Origin of the sequence: Streptomyces phyllanthi, assembly GCF_009377205.1 — a bacterium.
Classification (GTDB): domain Bacteria; phylum Actinomycetota; class Actinomycetes; order Streptomycetales; family Streptomycetaceae; genus Streptomyces; species Streptomyces phyllanthi.
On sequence record NZ_VJZE01000173.1, the window covers coordinates 1 to 16,633 of the forward strand.

Annotated in this window: 28 protein-coding genes; 1 reads left to right on the forward strand and 27 read right to left on the reverse strand. The window is 67.1% G+C overall.

Annotation, left to right across the window (positions count from 1 at the left end; translation table 11 throughout):
- Positions 1 to 76: 76 nt before the first annotated feature.
- From FNH04_RS23270 to FNH04_RS23405, 27 genes are all read right to left on the reverse strand, one after another.
- Positions 77 to 739 carry an adenylate kinase gene (locus FNH04_RS23270; RefSeq protein WP_152787294.1) on the reverse strand — a complete coding sequence of 221 codons (663 nt, stop codon included), beginning with the start codon at positions 737 to 739 and terminating at the stop codon, positions 77 to 79.
- Entirely contained in the window at positions 739 to 2,052 is a 1,314-nt protein-coding gene (gene secY / locus FNH04_RS23275; protein WP_322723615.1) for a preprotein translocase subunit SecY, read from the reverse strand. The genes FNH04_RS23270 and secY overlap by 1 nt, the downstream gene beginning before the upstream one ends.
- Before the next feature lie 225 nt (positions 2,053 to 2,277).
- On the reverse strand, positions 2,278 to 2,472 hold the full coding sequence (locus FNH04_RS23280; protein ID WP_152787296.1) for an ABC transporter permease: 195 nt from the start codon (positions 2,470 to 2,472) through the stop codon (positions 2,278 to 2,280).
- A 616-nt stretch (positions 2,473 to 3,088) separates the two neighbouring features.
- On the reverse strand, positions 3,089 to 3,544 hold the full coding sequence (rplO, locus tag FNH04_RS23285) for a 50S ribosomal protein L15 (protein WP_152787298.1): 456 nt from the start codon (positions 3,542 to 3,544) through the stop codon (positions 3,089 to 3,091).
- 2 nt (positions 3,545 to 3,546) lie between these two features.
- Positions 3,547 to 3,729 carry a 50S ribosomal protein L30 gene (gene rpmD / locus FNH04_RS23290; protein WP_003974250.1) on the reverse strand — a complete coding sequence of 61 codons (183 nt, stop codon included), beginning with the start codon at positions 3,727 to 3,729 and terminating at the stop codon, positions 3,547 to 3,549.
- Positions 3,730 to 3,731: 2 nt separating this feature from the next.
- The gene (rpsE, locus tag FNH04_RS23295) at positions 3,732 to 4,337 is read right to left on the reverse strand and encodes a 30S ribosomal protein S5 (protein ID WP_004984517.1); all 606 of its coding nucleotides are present in this window, start codon (positions 4,335 to 4,337) and stop codon (positions 3,732 to 3,734) included.
- A gap of 41 nt (positions 4,338 to 4,378) precedes the next feature.
- Positions 4,379 to 4,759 carry a 50S ribosomal protein L18 gene (gene rplR, locus FNH04_RS23300; RefSeq protein WP_152787300.1) on the reverse strand — a complete coding sequence of 127 codons (381 nt, stop codon included), beginning with the start codon at positions 4,757 to 4,759 and terminating at the stop codon, positions 4,379 to 4,381.
- Positions 4,760 to 4,762: 3 nt separating this feature from the next.
- A complete protein-coding gene (gene rplF / locus FNH04_RS23305; protein ID WP_152787302.1) occupies positions 4,763 to 5,302 on the reverse strand; it encodes a 50S ribosomal protein L6 in 540 nt (179 codons plus the stop codon).
- Between the two features lie 24 nt (positions 5,303 to 5,326).
- Positions 5,327 to 5,725 carry a 30S ribosomal protein S8 gene (rpsH, locus tag FNH04_RS23310; protein WP_007384075.1) on the reverse strand — a complete coding sequence of 133 codons (399 nt, stop codon included), beginning with the start codon at positions 5,723 to 5,725 and terminating at the stop codon, positions 5,327 to 5,329.
- A gap of 210 nt (positions 5,726 to 5,935) precedes the next feature.
- Positions 5,936 to 6,121 (reverse strand): type Z 30S ribosomal protein S14, encoded by a 186-nt coding sequence (locus FNH04_RS23320; protein WP_049567381.1) that lies wholly within the window; start codon positions 6,119 to 6,121, stop codon positions 5,936 to 5,938.
- A 5-nt stretch (positions 6,122 to 6,126) separates the two neighbouring features.
- Positions 6,127 to 6,684 (reverse strand): 50S ribosomal protein L5, encoded by a 558-nt coding sequence (rplE, locus tag FNH04_RS23325; RefSeq protein ID WP_152787304.1) that lies wholly within the window; start codon positions 6,682 to 6,684, stop codon positions 6,127 to 6,129.
- Positions 6,684 to 7,007: a 50S ribosomal protein L24 gene (gene rplX / locus FNH04_RS23330; protein ID WP_152787306.1), complete on the reverse strand. Its 324-nt coding sequence runs from the start codon at positions 7,005 to 7,007 to the stop codon at positions 6,684 to 6,686. Before rplX ends, rplE begins: the two co-directional genes overlap by 1 nt.
- A 2-nt stretch (positions 7,008 to 7,009) precedes the next feature.
- Entirely contained in the window at positions 7,010 to 7,378 is a 369-nt protein-coding gene (gene rplN, locus FNH04_RS23335) for a 50S ribosomal protein L14 (protein WP_003998823.1), read from the reverse strand.
- Between the two features lie 483 nt (positions 7,379 to 7,861).
- Positions 7,862 to 8,149 (reverse strand): 30S ribosomal protein S17, encoded by a 288-nt coding sequence (rpsQ, locus tag FNH04_RS23340; protein ID WP_131564577.1) that lies wholly within the window; start codon positions 8,147 to 8,149, stop codon positions 7,862 to 7,864.
- The gene (gene rpmC / locus FNH04_RS23345; protein WP_007494763.1) at positions 8,149 to 8,373 is read right to left on the reverse strand and encodes a 50S ribosomal protein L29; all 225 of its coding nucleotides are present in this window, start codon (positions 8,371 to 8,373) and stop codon (positions 8,149 to 8,151) included. The genes rpsQ and rpmC overlap by 1 nt, the downstream gene beginning before the upstream one ends.
- Complete coding sequence (gene rplP, locus FNH04_RS23350) at positions 8,373 to 8,792, reverse strand: 50S ribosomal protein L16 (RefSeq protein ID WP_053759513.1); 420 nt, start codon at positions 8,790 to 8,792, stop codon at positions 8,373 to 8,375. The genes rpmC and rplP overlap by 1 nt, the downstream gene beginning before the upstream one ends.
- Before the next feature lie 5 nt (positions 8,793 to 8,797).
- Positions 8,798 to 9,622 carry a 30S ribosomal protein S3 gene (rpsC, locus tag FNH04_RS23355; protein WP_030930513.1) on the reverse strand — a complete coding sequence of 275 codons (825 nt, stop codon included), beginning with the start codon at positions 9,620 to 9,622 and terminating at the stop codon, positions 8,798 to 8,800.
- A complete protein-coding gene (gene rplV / locus FNH04_RS23360; RefSeq protein ID WP_062706767.1) occupies positions 9,622 to 9,969 on the reverse strand; it encodes a 50S ribosomal protein L22 in 348 nt (115 codons plus the stop codon). Before rplV ends, rpsC begins: the two co-directional genes overlap by 1 nt.
- A gap of 43 nt (positions 9,970 to 10,012) precedes the next feature.
- The gene (gene rpsS / locus FNH04_RS23365) at positions 10,013 to 10,294 is read right to left on the reverse strand and encodes a 30S ribosomal protein S19 (RefSeq protein ID WP_023547380.1); all 282 of its coding nucleotides are present in this window, start codon (positions 10,292 to 10,294) and stop codon (positions 10,013 to 10,015) included.
- 12 nt (positions 10,295 to 10,306) lie between these two features.
- Positions 10,307 to 11,143 (reverse strand): 50S ribosomal protein L2, encoded by an 837-nt coding sequence (rplB, locus tag FNH04_RS23370; RefSeq protein ID WP_152787310.1) that lies wholly within the window; start codon positions 11,141 to 11,143, stop codon positions 10,307 to 10,309.
- A 51-nt stretch (positions 11,144 to 11,194) separates the two neighbouring features.
- Positions 11,195 to 11,614 carry a 50S ribosomal protein L23 gene (gene rplW / locus FNH04_RS23375; RefSeq protein WP_152787312.1) on the reverse strand — a complete coding sequence of 140 codons (420 nt, stop codon included), beginning with the start codon at positions 11,612 to 11,614 and terminating at the stop codon, positions 11,195 to 11,197.
- Positions 11,614 to 12,273, reverse strand: a complete 660-nt coding sequence (gene rplD, locus FNH04_RS23380; RefSeq protein ID WP_152787314.1) for a 50S ribosomal protein L4 — start codon at positions 12,271 to 12,273, stop codon at positions 11,614 to 11,616. The genes rplW and rplD overlap by 1 nt, the downstream gene beginning before the upstream one ends.
- Positions 12,274 to 12,281: 8 nt before the next feature.
- Complete coding sequence (gene rplC, locus FNH04_RS23385) at positions 12,282 to 12,926, reverse strand: 50S ribosomal protein L3 (RefSeq protein WP_115906450.1); 645 nt, start codon at positions 12,924 to 12,926, stop codon at positions 12,282 to 12,284.
- An 18-nt stretch (positions 12,927 to 12,944) separates the two neighbouring features.
- Positions 12,945 to 13,253 (reverse strand): 30S ribosomal protein S10, encoded by a 309-nt coding sequence (rpsJ, locus tag FNH04_RS23390; protein WP_003948644.1) that lies wholly within the window; start codon positions 13,251 to 13,253, stop codon positions 12,945 to 12,947.
- Between the two features lie 591 nt (positions 13,254 to 13,844).
- Positions 13,845 to 14,672 (reverse strand): hypothetical protein, encoded by an 828-nt coding sequence (locus FNH04_RS23395; protein ID WP_152787316.1) that lies wholly within the window; start codon positions 14,670 to 14,672, stop codon positions 13,845 to 13,847.
- 283 nt (positions 14,673 to 14,955) lie between these two features.
- Positions 14,956 to 15,144 carry a DUF397 domain-containing protein gene (locus FNH04_RS23400; protein ID WP_152787318.1) on the reverse strand — a complete coding sequence of 63 codons (189 nt, stop codon included), beginning with the start codon at positions 15,142 to 15,144 and terminating at the stop codon, positions 14,956 to 14,958.
- Positions 15,141 to 15,989 (reverse strand): helix-turn-helix domain-containing protein, encoded by an 849-nt coding sequence (locus FNH04_RS23405; protein WP_152787320.1) that lies wholly within the window; start codon positions 15,987 to 15,989, stop codon positions 15,141 to 15,143. The genes FNH04_RS23400 and FNH04_RS23405 overlap by 4 nt, the downstream gene beginning before the upstream one ends.
- 140 nt (positions 15,990 to 16,129) lie before the next feature.
- Here FNH04_RS23405 and FNH04_RS23410 point away from each other — a divergent pair.
- Positions 16,130 to 16,633 (forward strand): ATP-binding protein (locus tag FNH04_RS23410; RefSeq protein ID WP_322723620.1); only part of this gene is annotated, 504 nt, incomplete at its 3' end.

Consider the following 16,633-nt stretch of genomic DNA (forward strand, 5'->3'; position numbering starts at 1 on the left):
GGGCAGGGGAGGGAGCCCCCACACGCACTTCGGCCGCGGCCCCCGGAGGGGAACCGCGGCCGAAGCACCAGCTCGACTACTTGTCGTCGTCCTTGCGCTTGAGCGCTTCCATCGCCCGCTGCGTGACCTCGTCCACCTTCCCGAGCGCCGAGATCGTCACCACCAGGCCCTGGGCCTTGTAGTAGTCGATGATCGGCTCGGTCTGCGTGTGGTAGACCTCCAGCCGCTTGCGCACGGTCTCCTCGGAGTCGTCGTCACGCTGGTACAGCTCACCGCCGCACTGGTCGCAGACGCCCTCCTGCTTCGGCGCCTTGTACGACACGTGGAAGACGTGCGACGAGTCGTTCCGGCAGATGCGGCGGCCGGCGATCCGCTTGACGACCTCTTCCTCGGGGACCTCCAGGTCCAGCACCGCGTCCAGCTTGATGCCCTCGGACGTGAGCATCTCGTCGAGCGCCTCGGCCTGCGACACGTTCCGCGGGAAACCGTCGAGCAGGAAGCCGTTACGGGCGTCGGGCTGCTCCATGCGGTCCTTGGCCATCCCGATGGTGACCTCGTCCGGCACCAGGTTGCCCGCGTCCATGTAGGACTTCGCGAGTTTCCCGAGCTCCGTCTGCTGGCTGATGTTGGCACGGAAGAGGTCGCCCGTGGAGATGTGCGGGATCGACAGGTTCTTGGCAAGGAACGCGGCCTGCGTTCCCTTGCCGGCACCGGGCGGCCCGACGAGGACGATTCGCATCAGCGGAGGAACCCTTCGTAATTGCGCTGCTGAAGCTGGCTCTCGATCTGCTTCACCGTCTCCAGACCAACACCCACGATGATGAGGATGCTGGTGCCGCCGAACGGGAAGTTCTGGTCTGCCCCGAAACCAGCCAACGCCATTGTCGGAACGAGAGCGATCAACCCCAAGTACAGCGAACCCGGCCAGGTGATCCGGTTGAGCACGTACGAAAGGTACTCAGCGGTCGGTCGGCCAGCCCGGATGCCCGGGATGAAGCCACCATACTTCTTCATGTTGTCCGCGACTTCCTCGGGGTTGAACGTGATGGCCACGTAGAAGAAGGCGAAGAAGACGATCAGGAAGAAGTAGAGGACGATGTGCGCCGGGGCGCCCGTGTCCGCGAGGTTCGCCGTGATCCAGGTCGCCCAGCCCGCCTGGGAGTTGGAGAACTGGACGATCAGCGCCGGGATGTACAGCAGCGATGACGCGAAGATGACGGGGATCACACCCGCCTGGTTGACCTTCAGCGGGATGTACGTCGAGGTACCGCCGTAGGACCGGCGGCCGATCATGCGCTTCGCGTACTGCACCGGGATGCGCCGCTGGGCCTGCTCGACGAAGACCACGAGACCGACCATGACCAGGCCGACCGCGATGACGATGGCGAACTCGATCCAGCCGCCCGCGAGGGAACCCTGCTTCTTGATGGCCCACAGGGCGGACGGGAAGGTGGCGGCGATCGAGATGAACATCAGGATCGACATGCCGTTGCCGATACCGCGGTCGGTGACGAGCTCACCGAGCCACATGACGACGGCCGTACCGGCGGTCATGGTGATCACCATGGTGATGGTGGTGAAGATCGAGCGGTCCGGGACGATGGAGCTCGCCAGCGAGCAGCCCGAGAACAGCGAGCCGCTGCGCGCGGTGGCCACCAGACCCGTGCCCTGGAGGATCGCCAGGGCGACGGTGAGGTAACGCGTGTACTGCGTGATCTTCGCCGTACCGGCCTGCCCCTCTTTCTTGAGGGCTTCGAGGCGCGGGATCACCACGGTCAGCAGCTGCAGAATGATGCTCGCCGTGATGTACGGCATGATGCCGAGCGCGAAGATCGTGATCTGGAGCAGCGCGCCGCCGCTGAACATGTTGACCAGCCCGAACAGACCAGTGCTGGTGTTCGCCTGGTCGATGCAGAACTGGACGGCGCTGTAGTCGACGCCCGGGATCGGGATGTGCGTACCGATCCGGTAGACCACGATGATGCCGAGCGTGAAGAGCAGCTTCTTGCGCAGGTCGGGCGTCTTGAACGCCCGGGCGAACGCGGTGAGCACGGTGCCTCCTGCGACCCCCGCGTTCGCTACGCGAGAGGTGACGGTATGTTGTGCGAAGGAATGGGGATCTGTGTAGTCGGCGGCCCGGTATACAGGCCACGAGGCAGACTAACAGTGCCGACTACCCTACGTGGAGCCAGCACATTGGTGAAGTGATGTTGCCCGGCCACCCCTTCATCTCCGAAGTGCCCCTGCGGGCTGGGCCCTTGAGGCGCGCCAGGCAGGTTACAGCCCCCCTACGAGTCCCCTGACGAGCCCGCCCGGCACGCCCGGCGTCGCCGACCCGGTCAGGAACTTCCCGGTCACATGCCCACGGACCCAGGGGGCCCGTCGCAGTCCGATCTCCGCCGTACGTTCCTGAACGCCCACCCGTGTGGTGTTGGCGACACCGACGGCACCGATGGCCGGGCGGATCGCCACCGGCAGCAGGAAGAGCCGGTTCAGGCCCGAGGTGACGTCCCCGCGCAGTTCTCGTGCCTGAGCGGCGGTACGGCCTCGTGGTTCTCCGGGCCGGTGCGACGACGGACGGCGGGAGATCGGCCTTGCGGTCGACCTCGTCCAGGATGCCGACCACCGTGAAGGGCCGGCCCGCCGTGAAAACGGCGGGATGTGTCCCATCGCCTTCGAGCACGGTCACCGTCGTACGGGCGTCGGCGCCGGCGGACACGACCGAGACGGGGACGCCGGCGCCTTGCCCTTCGAGGCGGTGGCCGCGACGGTGAGCCGTAGGCATTCCGGCAAGGACGACATCAACCGCTCTGAAGCCACCCCGGCACGGACAGGCGCCGTTCCAGGTCACGGAGACGCCCGCAGCCGCCGAGCGGGCACGCGGGCCACACAGGCGCGCCAGGAAGCCCGCGTACGGCCGGGAGGGGGCTAAGCAGGCGCTCGCCGACACCCTGCCCCCGGCCGCGCCCGCGCGCGCTTCAGCCGACCGGAACCGCCCCGCGTCGCCGGTCCTCGATGACGCGAGGGCACGAAAAGGGCCGGGAGTTCCCGAAGGAACTCCCGGCCCTCCCGAACCGGGTCAGCGGGCTCAGATGAGCTCGGTGACGGTACCGCCGGCGGCGGTGATCTTCTCCTTGGCGGAGCCGGAGACGGCGTCGACCGTCACCTGCAGCGCCACGGAGACCTCGCCCTGGCCCAGGACCTTGACAAGGCTGTTCTTGCGGACGGCACCCTTGGCGACCAGGTCGGCAACGGTGACCTCCCCACCCTCGGGATAGAGGGCGGCGAGCTTGTCCAGGTTCACGACCTGGTACTCGGTCTTGAAGGGGTTCTTGAAGCCCTTCAGCTTCGGGAGACGCATGTGGAGGGGCATCTGGCCACCCTCGAAGCGCTCCGGAACCTGGTAGCGGGCCTTGGTGCCCTTGGTACCACGACCGGCCGTCTTACCCTTCGACGCCTCACCACGACCGACGCGGGTCTTGGCGGTCTTGGCGCCCGGGGCGGGACGGAGGTTGTGGATCTTGAGCGGGTTCTGCTCCGCCATGATCAGTCGACCTCCTCGACCGTCACGAGGTGGCGGACGGTGTGCACCATGCCGCGGAACTCGGGGCGGTCCTCCTTGACGACCTGCGTGTTGATGCCCTTGAGGCCAAGGGAGCGCAGGGTGTCACGGTGGTTCTGCTTGCTGCCGATGTAGGACTTGACCTGCGTGATCTTGAGCTGCGCCATGATCACACACCCGCCCCGGCACGCGCGCGCAAGAGAGCCGCGGGGGCGACGTCCTCGAGCGGCAGACCACGGCGGGCCGCGATCTCCTCGGGACGCTGCAGACCCTTCAGGGCCTCCACGGTCGCGTGCACGATGTTGATCGCGTTGTCGGAGCCGAGCGACTTCGACAGCACGTCGTGGATACCGGCGCACTCGAGCACGGCACGCACCGGACCACCGGCGATCACACCGGTACCGGGGGACGCGGGCTTGAGCAGCACGACGCCGGCAGCCTTCTCACCCTGGATGGGGTGCGGGATGGTGCCCTGGATCCGGGGGACCTTGAAGAAGTGCTTCTTGGCCTCCTCAACGCCCTTGGCGATGGCGGCCGGCACCTCCTTGGCCTTGCCGTAACCGACACCCACGGTGCCGTCACCGTCGCCCACCACGACCAGCGCGGTGAAGCTGAAGCGACGACCACCCTTCACAACCTTGGCGACGCGGTTGATCGCGACAACGCGCTCAACGTACGCGGTCTTCTCGGCGGCAGCTGCGCCGCCGTCACGGCCCTTCCGGTCCCGCCGCTCGCCGCCACCGGCACCGCCACCGCGGCGCTGGGGTCCAGCCATTGGATTTACCTCTCTCTGTTTCCGCTAGCTACGCAGCGAGCTCAGAACTTGAGCCCGGCTTCGCGGGCGGCGTCGGCGAGAGCCGCGATGCGACCCGCGTACCGGTTACCACCACGGTCGAACACGACGGCCTCGACGCCCGCGGCCTTGGCGCGCTCGGCGACCAGGGCGCCGACCTTGCCGGCCTGCGCGGACTTCTCGCCCTCGCCACGGATCGAGGCGTCCAGGGTCGACGCCGACGCCAGGGTGTGACCCTTGATGTCGTCGATGACCTGGGCGACGATGTGGCGGTTCGAGCGGGTCACGACCAGACGGGGACGCTCAGCCGTACCGTTGACCTTCTTACGGATCCGGGTGTGGCGGCGCTTGATCGCGGCGCGCTTGTAGGCGTCACCCTTGGCGATCTTCGTACCGTATGCCATGGCTTACTTACCCGCCTTTCCGACCTTGCGGCGGATGACTTCGCCCTCGTACTTGACGCCCTTGGCCTTGTACGGGTCGGGCTTGCGCAGCTTGCGGATGTTGGCCGCGACCTCGCCGACCTTCTGCTTGTCGATGCCCTCGACAGAGAAGCGGGTGGGGGCCTCCACCTTGAAGGTGATGCCCTCGGGGGCCTCGACCAGGATCGGGTGGCTGTAGCCGAGGGAGAACTCGAGGTTCGAGCCCTTGGCGACAACGCGGTAACCGACACCGCTGATCTCGAGCTTCTTCACGTAACCCTGGGTCACGCCGGTGATCATGTTCGCCACCAGCGTGCGGGACAGGCCGTGCAGGGCCTTGCTCTGACGCTCGTCGTTGGGGCGGGTGACGTTCAGGACGCCGTCCTCACCCTTGGCGATCTCGATCGGCGACACGACGGTGTGGGTCAGCGAGCCCTTGGGGCCCTTGACCGAGACCGTCTGGCCGTCGATGGTGACGTCCACGCCGGCGGGAACCGCGATGGGGAGCTTGCCGATGCGCGACATAGCTGTTTCCTCCGTTCCCTTCCGCTACCAGACGTAGGCGAGAACTTCTCCGCCTACGCCCTTCTTGCCGGCCTGCTTGTCGGTGAGGAGCCCGTGCGACGTGGAGATGATCGCCACGCCGAGGCCGCCGAGCACCTTCGGCAGGTTGGTGGACTTCGCGTACACCCGGAGACCGGGCTTGGAGATCCGCTTGATGCCCGCGATGGAGCGCTCACGGTTGGGGCCGAACTTCAGCTCCAGGACGAGGTTCTTGCCGACCTCGGCGTCCTCGACCTTCCAGCCCGTGATGAAGCCCTCCTGCTGGAGGATCTCCGCGATGTGCGACTTGATCTTCGATGCCGGCATCGTCACGGAGTCGTGGTATGCCGAGTTCGCGTTCCGCAGACGCGTGAGCATGTCTGCGATCGGATCAGTCATGGTCATGAATTGGCCTTCGGCCTCTCTCGCCGGGGTTTCCTGGTGCGCCATCCCTCTCCCCGATCCGAGACGGGACGGGTGCGGCGCGGTGGACCTACGGCGTAGTAAGTCGTATGGGCGTCAGGCGCCCAACCCTCCCAGCCTAAGCCATGGAGAGGTGGGCACCTGCCACTGCCCTTTACTTACCGAGAGCTTCAGGAGTCCCTATTTGGGGGACTACCAGGAGCTCTTGGTCACGCCCGGCAGCTCGCCGCGGTGAGCCATCTCACGAAGGCACACACGGCACAGGCCGAACTTGCGGTACACGGAGTGCGGACGGCCACACCGCTGGCAGCGGGTGTAGCCACGCACGGCGAACTTCGGCTTACGAGCAGCCTTCGCGATCAGAGCCTTCTTCGCCATCTCGCTCACGCCTCCTTGAACGGGAAGCCGAGGTGACGGAGGAGCGCGCGGCCCTCTTCGTCGTTGGTCGCCGTGGTCACCACGGTGATGTCCATACCCCGGACGCGGTCGATCTTGTCCTGGTCGATCTCGTGGAACATGACCTGCTCGGTGAGACCGAAGGTGTAGTTGCCACGGCCGTCGAACTGCTTGGGGGACAGACCACGGAAGTCGCGGATGCGCGGCAGCGCGAGCGACAGGGTGCGGTCCAGGAACTCCCACATGCGGTCGCCACGGAGCGTGACGTGGGCACCGATCGGCTGGCCCTCACGCAGCTTGAACTGCGCGATGGACTTGCGGGCCTTGGTGACGGCCGGCTTCTGACCGGTGATCGTGGTGAGGTCGCGGATGGCGCCCTCGATCAGCTTGGAGTCGCGGGCGGCGTCGCCCACACCCATGTTGACCACGATCTTCACGAGGCCGGGGATCTGCATGACGTTCTCGTACTGGAACTGCTCACGCAGCTTGCCCGCGATCTCCTCGCGGTACTTCGTCTTCAGACGCGGAGTCGTGGTGGTAGCCATCAGATGTCCTCACCCGTCCGCTTGGCAACGCGGATCTTGTTGCCCTCGTCGTCGACGCGGTAACCGACGCGGGTCACGACCTTCTTGCCGTCCTTCTCAACGACCAGCTGGACGTTGGAGACGTGGATCGGCGCCTCGGTGGTGACGATGCCACCGGCCTGCGAACCCTTGGCGGTCGGACCGGCCTTGGTGTGCTTCTTGACCCGGTTGACACCCTCGACCAGGACACGGTCCTCGCGGGGGAAGGCCGCGATGACCTTGCCCTGCTTGCCCTTGTCCTTGCCGGTGATGACCTGGACCAGGTCGCCCTTCTTGATCTTCATGCTTACAGCACCTCCGGAGCCAGCGAGATGATCTTCATGAACTTCTTCTCGCGCAGCTCACGCCCGACCGGGCCGAAGATGCGGGTGCCGCGAGGGTCGCCGTCGTTCTTCAGAATGACGGCGGCGTTCTCGTCGAAGCGGATGTACGAGCCGTCCGGACGGCGGCGCTCCTTGACGGTGCGAACGATGACCGCCTTGACGACGTCACCCTTCTTCACGTTGCCACCGGGGATCGCGTCCTTGACGGTGGCGACGATGACGTCACCGATGCCCGCGTAGCGGCGACCGGAGCCACCGAGCACACGGATGCAAAGGATCTCCTTCGCACCAGTGTTGTCGGCGACACGCAGTCGCGACTCCTGCTGGATCACGTCTATCTCCTGATCGTCTGCCGGTTCCCGCAGTGACCTTTCGGGTCAACCTGCGAGCCTGGCGGAACTGTCCTGCGAGTTGCTCCCGCAGGAATGTGCGTGGCCTGCCCGGCGGGCTCCGTAAAACCCTCGCGCTGCTGGAGCGCGGTCGTTCCACGTCACTCGGCCGGTTTCCCGGGGGCTCCGCCGATCGCTCGACGGCGCCCATCGGGGCGGCGGTCTGGCCCGCGGGTCGGACCCGCGGGTCGTGGCCCCGCGGGCTGGCCGCGGGATGTCTCGGTCTGGCGAAACCCTCGCCGGGAGCACCCGGCCGGGCACCGGGCCCGGTGCCCGGCCGCGGAGCGGGCTCGCGCTTGCGCGCGTGCCGTGACTCGCGGGACGCCCGGCGGAGTCCCGCGAGTCACCTCGCGGTTCCGTCGGGCGGGCCCGGTACCAGGGCGGAGCCCTCGGCGGGGGGCAGCGGGGGCCGAAGCCCCCGCTTGGTTACTTCGCCTTCTCGAGGATCTCGACGACGCGCCAGCGCTTCGTCGCGGAGAGCGGCCGGGTCTCCATGAGGAGGACGCGGTCGCCGACACCCGCGGCGTTCTGCTCGTCGTGCGCCTTGAGCTTGTTCGTACGGCGGATGACCTTGCCGTACAGCGCGTGCTTCACGCGGTCCTCGACGGCGACGACGACGGTCTTGTCCATCTTGTCGCTGACGACCAGACCCTCGCGGGTCTTGCGGAATCCGCGCGCTTCGGTCTTCTCTGCAGTCACGTTGCTCTCGCTCATCAGGCGTTCTCCACCGTTTCGATGCCCAGCTCACGCTCGCGCATCAGGGTGTAGATCCGCGCGATGTCCTTGCGGACCGCCTTCAGACGGCCGTGGTTCTCGAGCTGACCCGTCGCCGCCTGGAAGCGGAGGTTGAACAGCTCTTCCTTGGCCTCGCGGAGCTTCGCCAGAAGCTCCTCGTTGCCCAGCTCGCGCAGCTCGGACGCCTTGGTACCGGCCGACATCACGCTTCACCTGCCTCGCGCTTGACGATCCGGCACTTCATCGGCAGCTTGTGGGCGGCGCGAGTCAGGGCCTCACGGGCGATCTTCTCGTTCGGGTAGGACAGCTCGAACATCACCCGACCGGGCTTGACGTTCGCGATCCACCACTCCGGCGAACCCTTACCGGAACCCATGCGGGTCTCGGCGGGCTTCTTGGTCAGCGGACGGTCCGGGTAGATGTTGATCCAGACCTTGCCGCCACGCTTGATGTGGCGGGTCATCGCGATACGAGCCGCCTCGATCTGGCGGTTCGTCACGTAGGCCGGGGTCAGCGCCTGGATGCCGTACTCGCCGAACGCAACCTGCGTTCCACCCTTGGCCGCACCAGTGCGCTTCGGGTGGTGCTGCTTGCGGTGCTTGACCCTACGGGGGATCAGCATGACGGTCAGGCCTCCGTTCCGGTGCTCTCAGCCGGAGCGGCGGCGGGAGCCTCGGCCTTGGGGGCCTCGGCGCCGGCAGCCTGCTGCGGCTTGCGACCGCGCCGCTCGCCACCGCGGCCACCACGGGCCGGGCGGTCGGAGCCGCCACCGCGGGCCGGGCGGTTACCCGCACGGGCGGCAGCGTTCTCGGCGCGGACCTCGGCGATGTTCTTGACGTCGCCCTTGTAGATCCAGACCTTCACACCGATACGGCCGAAGGTCGTCTTGGCCTCGAAGAAGCCGTAGTCCACGTTCGCGCGGAGCGTGTGCAGGGGCACACGGCCCTCGCGGTAGAACTCCGAGCGGGACATCTCGGCGCCGCCGAGACGGCCACCGCACTGGATCTTGATGCCCTTGGCGCCCGCCTTCATCGCCGACTGCATGCTCTTGCGCATGGCACGGCGGAAGGAGACACGGGAGGAGAGCTGCTCGGCGACGGCCTGGGCCACGAGCTGAGCGTCGGTCTCGGGGTTCTTGACCTCGAGGATGTTCAGCTGGACCTGCTTGCCCGTGAGCTTCTCGAGGTCACCGCGGATGCGGTCGGCCTCGGCGCCACGGCGGCCGATGACGATGCCCGGACGAGCGGTGTGGATGTCCACACGCACGCGGTCACGGGTGCGCTCGATCTCCACCTTCGAGATGCCGGCGCGCTCCATGCCGGACGTCATCATCCGACGGATGGCGACGTCTTCCTTGACGTAGTCCTTGTACAGCTTGTCGGCGTACCAGCGGGACTTGAAGTCCGTGGTGACACCGAGCCGGAACCCATGCGGGTTAACCTTCTGGCCCATTACCGGGTTCCTTCCTTGCTGGCGACGACCACGGTGATGTGGCTGGTCCGCTTGCGGATCCGGTAGGCACGGCCCTGGGCGCGCGGACGGAACCGCTTCAGGGTCGGGCCCTCGTCGACGTACGCCTCGCTGATGAACAGCGAGGTGGCGTCCGGGTGGTCGTAGTTGTGCGCGGCGTTGGCGATGGCGCTGTCGAGCACCTTGCCGACCGGCACAGAGGCAGCCTGCGGAGCGAATCGCAGGACCGCCTGGGCCTCCGTGGCGTCCATGCCACGGATGAGGTCCACCACACGGCGGGCCTTCATGGGCGTGACGCGGATGTACCGCGCCTGGGCCCTGGCTTCCATGGTTGTCCCTTCAGTTTCTTACGTGTCTGAATGCGATCCGCTACTAGCGGCGCTTCGACTTCCGGTCTTCCTTGACGTGGCCCCGGAAGGTGCGCGTCGGCGAGAACTCGCCGAGCTTGTGGCCGACCATCGACTCGGTGACGAACACCGGGATGTGGGTCTTGCCGTTGTGCACCGCGAGCGTGTGGCCGAGCATGGCCGGCACGATCATGGAGCGACGGGACCAGGTCTTGATGACGTTCTTGGTGCCGGCTTCGTTCTGGGCGTCCACCTTCTTGATCAGGTGGTCGTCGACGAAGGGCCCCTTCTTGAGACTGCGCGGCATCTAAACCCGCTCCTAGCGCTTCTTGTTCGTCTTGCGGCGGCGGACGATGTACTTGTTCGAAGCCTTCTTCGGCGAACGAGTACGACCCTCCTTCTGACCCCACGGGGAGACCGGGTGGCGACCACCGGAGGTCTTGCCCTCACCACCACCGTGCGGGTGGTCAACCGGGTTCATCGCCACACCGCGAACGGTCGGGCGGACGCCCAGCCAGCGCTTGCGGCCGGCCTTGCCCCAGTTGATGTTGCTCTGCTCGGCGTTGCCGACCTCGCCGACCGTGGCGCGGCAGCGCTGGTCGACCAGGCGGATCTCACCGGACGGCATGCGGAGGTGGGCCATCGAGCCCTCCTTCGCGAGCAGCTGCACGGAGGCACCGGCGGAGCGGGCGAACTTGGCGCCGCCACCGGGACGGAGCTCGATCGCGTGGATCGTGGTACCGACCGGGATGTTGCGGAGGGCCAGGTTGTTGCCCGGCTTGATGTCGGCCCCGGGACCGTTCTCGACGCGGTCGCCCTGCGACAGGTTGCGCGGCGCGAGGATGTAGCGCTTCTCGCCGTCCGCGTAGTGCAGCAGCGCGATGCGCGCGGTGCGGTTGGGGTCGTACTCGATGTGCGCGACCTTCGCCGGCACGCCGTCCTTGTCGTGACGACGGAAGTCGATCACACGGTAGGCGCGCTTGTGGCCACCACCCTGGTGGCGGACGGTCACACGACCGGAGTTGTTACGGCCACCCTTGCTGTGCAGGGGGCGGACCAGCGACTTCTCCGGCGTGGACCGCGTGACCTCGACGAAGTCGGCGACGCTGGAGCCACGACGGCCCGGGGTCGTCGGCTTGTACTTGCGGATACCCATTGTCTCTCAGTCCTCGGAAGTTCTTCCGAAATCTGGACGCTCAGACCCCCGTCAGGAGGTCGGACCGCCGAAGATGTCGATACGGTCGCCCTCGGCAAGGGTCACGATCGCGCGCTTGGTGGCGGCACGCTGGCCGTAGCCCGTGCGGGTCCGCTTGCGCTTGCCCTGGCGGTTGATCGTGTTGACCCCGGTGACCTTGACCTGGAAGACCGCCTGGACGGCCTGCTTGATCTGGGTCTTGTTGGCGCTCGGGTCGACGATGAACGTGTACTTGCCCTCGTCGAGGAGCGCGTAGCTCTTCTCGGACACCACCGGCTTGAGCAGGATGTCACGGGGGTCCGTGTACGCCTTGCTCGCCGGGGTGACGACGGTGTTCTTGCCCTCGGTGGCGTGGCGACGCGCCTTGGCGACGCGCGCGGCCTTGGCGGCCTTGGCGGCCTTCGAGGCGATGGAGGGGTGACGCGTAGCCATCAGGCCTCGCTCCCTTCGGTGTCGTTGGCCTTCTTCGGGCCGGCGACGAAGGACTCGAGAGCGGCCTGGGTGAAGACCACGTCGTCCGAGACGATCACGTCGTACGTGTTCAGCTGGCCCGGCTCCAGGATGTGGACCTGGGGCAGGTTGCGGGCGGACAGCCACGCGGCCTCGTCGGCGCGCTCGACGACCAGGAGCAGGTTCTTGCGCTCCGAGATCTTGCCGAACAGCGTCCTGGCGGCCTTCGTGGAGGGGGTCTCGCCCTCGATCACGCCGGTGACGACGTGGATGCGGTTGGCGCGGGCCCGGTCGGTGAGGGCGTGGCGCAGGGCCGCGGCCTTCATCTTCTTCGGGGTCCGCTGCGAGTAGTCACGCGGCTGCGGGCCGTGGACGACGCCACCGCCGGCGAACTGTGGGGCGCGGGTCGAACCCTGACGGGCGCGGCCGGTGCCCTTCTGGCGGTACGGCTTCTTGCCGCCACCACGGACCTCGCCACGGGTCTTGGTCTTGTGAGTGCCCTGGCGGGCAGCGGCGTTCTGCGCGACGACCACCTGGTGGATCAGCGGGATGCTGACCTTCTCCAGGCCGAAGATCTCCGCGGGGAGCTCGACGCTACCGGCCTTCTCGCCTGCCGGCGAAAGGATGTCAACAGTGCTCATCGGTTACCTCAGGCCCCCTTGGCCGCGGTGCGGACCAGGACGAGGCCGCCGTTCGGACCGGGAACCGCGCCCTTGATGAGCAGCAGACCCTTCTCCGCGTCAACGGCGTGGACGGTCAGGTTCTGGGTGGTGACCCGCTCGTTGCCCATGCGACCCGCCATGCGGAGGCCCTTGAACACGCGGCCCGGGGTGGCGCAGCCACCGATGGAACCGGGTGAGCGGTGCTTGCGCTGGGTGCCGTGCCCGGCGCCGAGGCCACGGAAGTTGTGGCGCTTCATGACACCGGCGAAGCCCTTGCCCTTGCTCTTGCCGGTCACGTCGACCTTGACGCCGGCCTCGAACACCTCAGCGGTGATCTCCTGGCCCAGCGTGTACTCGGAGGCGTCCGCGGTGCGGATCTCGACGAGGTGGCGACGGGGGGTGACGTCGGCCTTGGCGAAGTGACCCTTGAGGGGCTTGTTCACCTTGCGCGGGTCGATCTCGCCGAAGGCGATCTGGACCGACTCGTAGCCGTCACTGTCATTCGTACGGACCTGGGTCACGACGTTGGGGCCGGCCTTGACGACGGTGACCGGGACGACACGGTTGTTCTCGTCCCACACCTGCGTCATGCCGAGCTTCTCGCCCAGGATGCCCTTGATCTGCTTAGCCATCTCTCAGATCACCGCGCCTCAGAGCTTGATCTCGATGTCGACACCGGCCGGGAGGTCGAGTCGCATCAGAGAGTCAACGGTCTTCGGGGTCGGGTCGAGGATGTCGATCAGGCGCTTGTGGGTGCGCATCTCGAAGTGCTCGCGCGAGTCCTTGTACTTGTGCGGCGACTTGATGACGCAGTACACGTTCTTCTCAGTGGGCAGCGGCACCGGGCCCGCGACCGACGCACCAGTACGGGTCACCGTCTCGACGATCTTCTTCGCCGAGGAGTCGATGACCTCGTGGTCGTAGGCCTTGAGCCGGATGCGGATCTTCTGTCCCGCCATGGCTACTTCGTAGTCCTGTCTCTCTTTACGCTCTGGAACCCGGTGTTCCCTTGATTTCCTCCGACCCACGCGGTCGGGCGTGTCGCGCTCCCGCTGACACGGATGTCCCTTGTCCGAACATCCCTGCTTGGGGAGTGCGGCCCTACCAGAACCGCGGGCCGGGGGCGAATGGCCCACCGGGTGCCTGGCCGGGGCCGCGCCCACGCTTCCCGGAAGATTCCCGTACGTCCGTCCCAGCGCTGCCGTGAGGCAGTTGGGACGACGAGTACTGTGGGACTCGCTTCCGGTCCTCCCGGCGGGAGGCGCGCAGCATCAACTCTCGACCGAGCAACCCCGCTAGTCTGCCATACGGGGCCTGGGGCTGGCCAATCGAGCCGTAGAGAGTACCCGGAGGGTGACGCGGGTCAAACCCGGGCGCCCTCCGACAACGAGCAGGCGGCTCGCGATGCGTACGTGAGGGGTGTCCCGGCGGCCATCTCGGCGGAGCCGTGGTCCGGGACGAGGCGATCTGCTCACCACCCACCTGGTGCCCGCTCGCCTCGCGGAGACCACGAGGCAAGCAGGGAGAACGTACGTCAGCGCGTCACCGTGTCAGCGCACGTCGATGTAGTCGGCCTTGCTGGTCGCGCGGCCGGTCGTGGTGTTGCCGTAGTAGACCCAGCGGAAGGAGCCGTCGGTGGAGGCGGTGACCGTGGTCTTGAGGGCGCCGGTGCTGCTGGTGGTGGCCTTCTTGACCGTCCTGAAGGAGTCGGCGCCCTTCTCGCGGAACTGGAGGCTGACCGTGCGGCCGCTGTAGGCGCCGTACTTCTTGGTGCTCCAGTTCGCACGGGTCAGCTTGCCCGTGACGGTGATCTTCTTGCCCTTGGTGACCGGCTCCGGCGAGGCGTTGACGGTGGCCTTCGCCGCCCGCTTCAGCTGGACGGTCTTGGACCTCGTCTCGTACTCCTCGGCCTTGAGGTCGCCGCTGGCCTTGAACAGGCGCAGCGCCACGGCGACCTTCCACGTGGTGGCGTCGCTGTTGGAGTCGACGTGTTCCTGGCTCGGGTGCGGGTCGATATAGAGGTTGCCCTCGCAGCTGGCCTTCTTGGAGCTCTCCTCGTAGCAGGTGTAGCTGCCCGGCCCTATGAAGTTCTCCCCGGTGTCGGTCGCCGTCCTCAGGCTGCCGCGGTAGATGAAGGGATACGCCTCGTACCGGCCCGGGTCATCGGTGCTGTAGCCGGACGGCAGGGTGATGTCGAAGCTGAGGGACGGCTCCACCTCCTTCGACGTGCCCACCACGATCGGCTTGCCGTCGTTGACGACGATGTCCGACACGGTGATACCGGTGTCCGCCGCCTGGGCTGCCGGGGCGTTGAGCATGGAGAGAGCGAGCGCTCCCGCCAACGCTGCCACAGCGAGAGTTCGTCTGCCTGTTCTCATTCACACCTCTTCGGGGGTGCCTGTATGGAGGGCGGCAGACTACCCAGTGACGTGCTCATGCCTTGCGCAGGGTCCGGGATCCCGGTGTTCGGCCTTGCTCCGCGGCCGGTGCGACGGGCCGGCCGCGACGGCGTTGAACAGCCACAGCAGGCGGTAGCGCGGCCGGTACCGAGGATCAGGACACCTTGCACGGCCCGGTGGACGCCCCCCCCGGATCGGCCTCGGTGGTGTCGAGTGATGCGGGTGCGCCGCCCCAAGATCCGACCTTGTACCGATCGGGGCGTCAGCTCCCGGACGCGTACGAGATGAAGTCGGCCCACGCGCGGGGGGTGAACCCCAGGTGGGAGCCGGTGGTGTTCTTGGAGTCGCGGACGTGGATGGTGGTGGGGGTGGGGGCTATCTCGACGCAGTCGCCAGGTTCGTTGCTGTCGCTGTAGCTGCTCTTGAACCAGTGCAGTTCCGTAGCACTCATAGTTTCTCCAGCAATCCCTCGATGAAGGCCAGCGACTCCCTCGGCGTGAGAGCCTGCGCGCGGATCATGCCATACCGCAATTCCAGGATACGAAGATCCCTGAGGTCGGAGACAGGGCGACCGTTGAACGCGCCTGGGCAACGACCGATCGCCGTGCCGTCGGCGAACTTCAGCACCTGAATCAGGCCATGCACTCCGGCATGCTCCTCACGATCAGTCGGCATGACCTGAAGTGTGACGTTCCGCAACTGGGCCACATCCAAAAGGTGTTCGAGTTGTCGGCGCAGCACCACCCTCCCGCCGAGCGGACGTTCCAGCGTCACCTGTTCCTGGATAAAGCTGAGCGTCGGGGCGGGCTCCCGCTCGAAGATCCCCTTACGGGCAGTGCGTGCTGCGGTCTCCCGCTCCACCACGTCCGGCGCGAGTGCGGGCTGCCGCATCTCGAACAGCGCCCGCGCATACTCCGGCGTCTGCAACAACCCCTGGATGTTGTGGTTGCTGTACTGCATCAGCTCAACCGCCCGGTCCTCCAGTGCCTTCAGCTCGCGCACCTTCTTCGGATACCGAGCCTTCTCCATGTCCTCCTTGAACGCCTTGAGATGTCCTCCCGCGTTCAGAATCTCGTCCGCCCGGTCCAGGAACTCCGGCCGGGGAATCCGCGCCCCGCGCTCGATCTTGCGGACCATGTCCTCGCCGTACCCGAGGGCTTCCCCGAACTCGGCCACCCGCATCCCGGCGGCCTCCCGGCAGAACCTCACCAGGCGCCCCACGGCCTCCACCAACGGCGCGCTCTCGTCCCCCGGTTCGAGGTCCCAGCCCGCCTCGTCCACACCTTCGTTACTCATGGCCACCCACCTCCAACGCGCAGCCGTACCCGTACGGCACCCGAGACAGCCGAGACAGAACAGGACAGCGGCGGGACAGTAACCGTACGTACAGGCTTGATTACGGTTCGACCCAAGCAGATTCCGCCACGCTGAGTGACGTGAATCAGGAAACCGCCTACGCCGCGCCCCAACACGACGACGCCGTCCGCAACTTCAGCGTGCTGCTGTCCTCCACACCCCGTGGAGCCCGCCTGGCCCGGCTGCTCGCCACCGAGCAACTCCGTACGTGGGGGCTTCCGTTGCATCCGGCGGACCTCGTGGTGGCCGAGCTGGCGGCCAACGCCGCCACCCACGGTCGGGTACCCGGCCGCACCTTCCGCCTCATGCTCTACGTCATCGGCGACACCCTGCGCGTCGAGGTCACCGACACCCGGGGCGACCGTCTGCCGCAGCTCGGCACGGCTGGGGCAGACGCCGAGTCCGGCCGAGGGCTCCTCCTCGTCGAGTCCCTGGCCGACCGCTGGGGTGTCGCACAGGGCCCACGCCCGCGCAAGACGATCTGGGCGGAAGTCGATCTGCCACCGGAGCTCGCCCGCTCATGCTCCGGTGCCACGCGCGGTCTTTCCCAAGGAACACAAGAGGGAAAGAACCCCCACCAAACC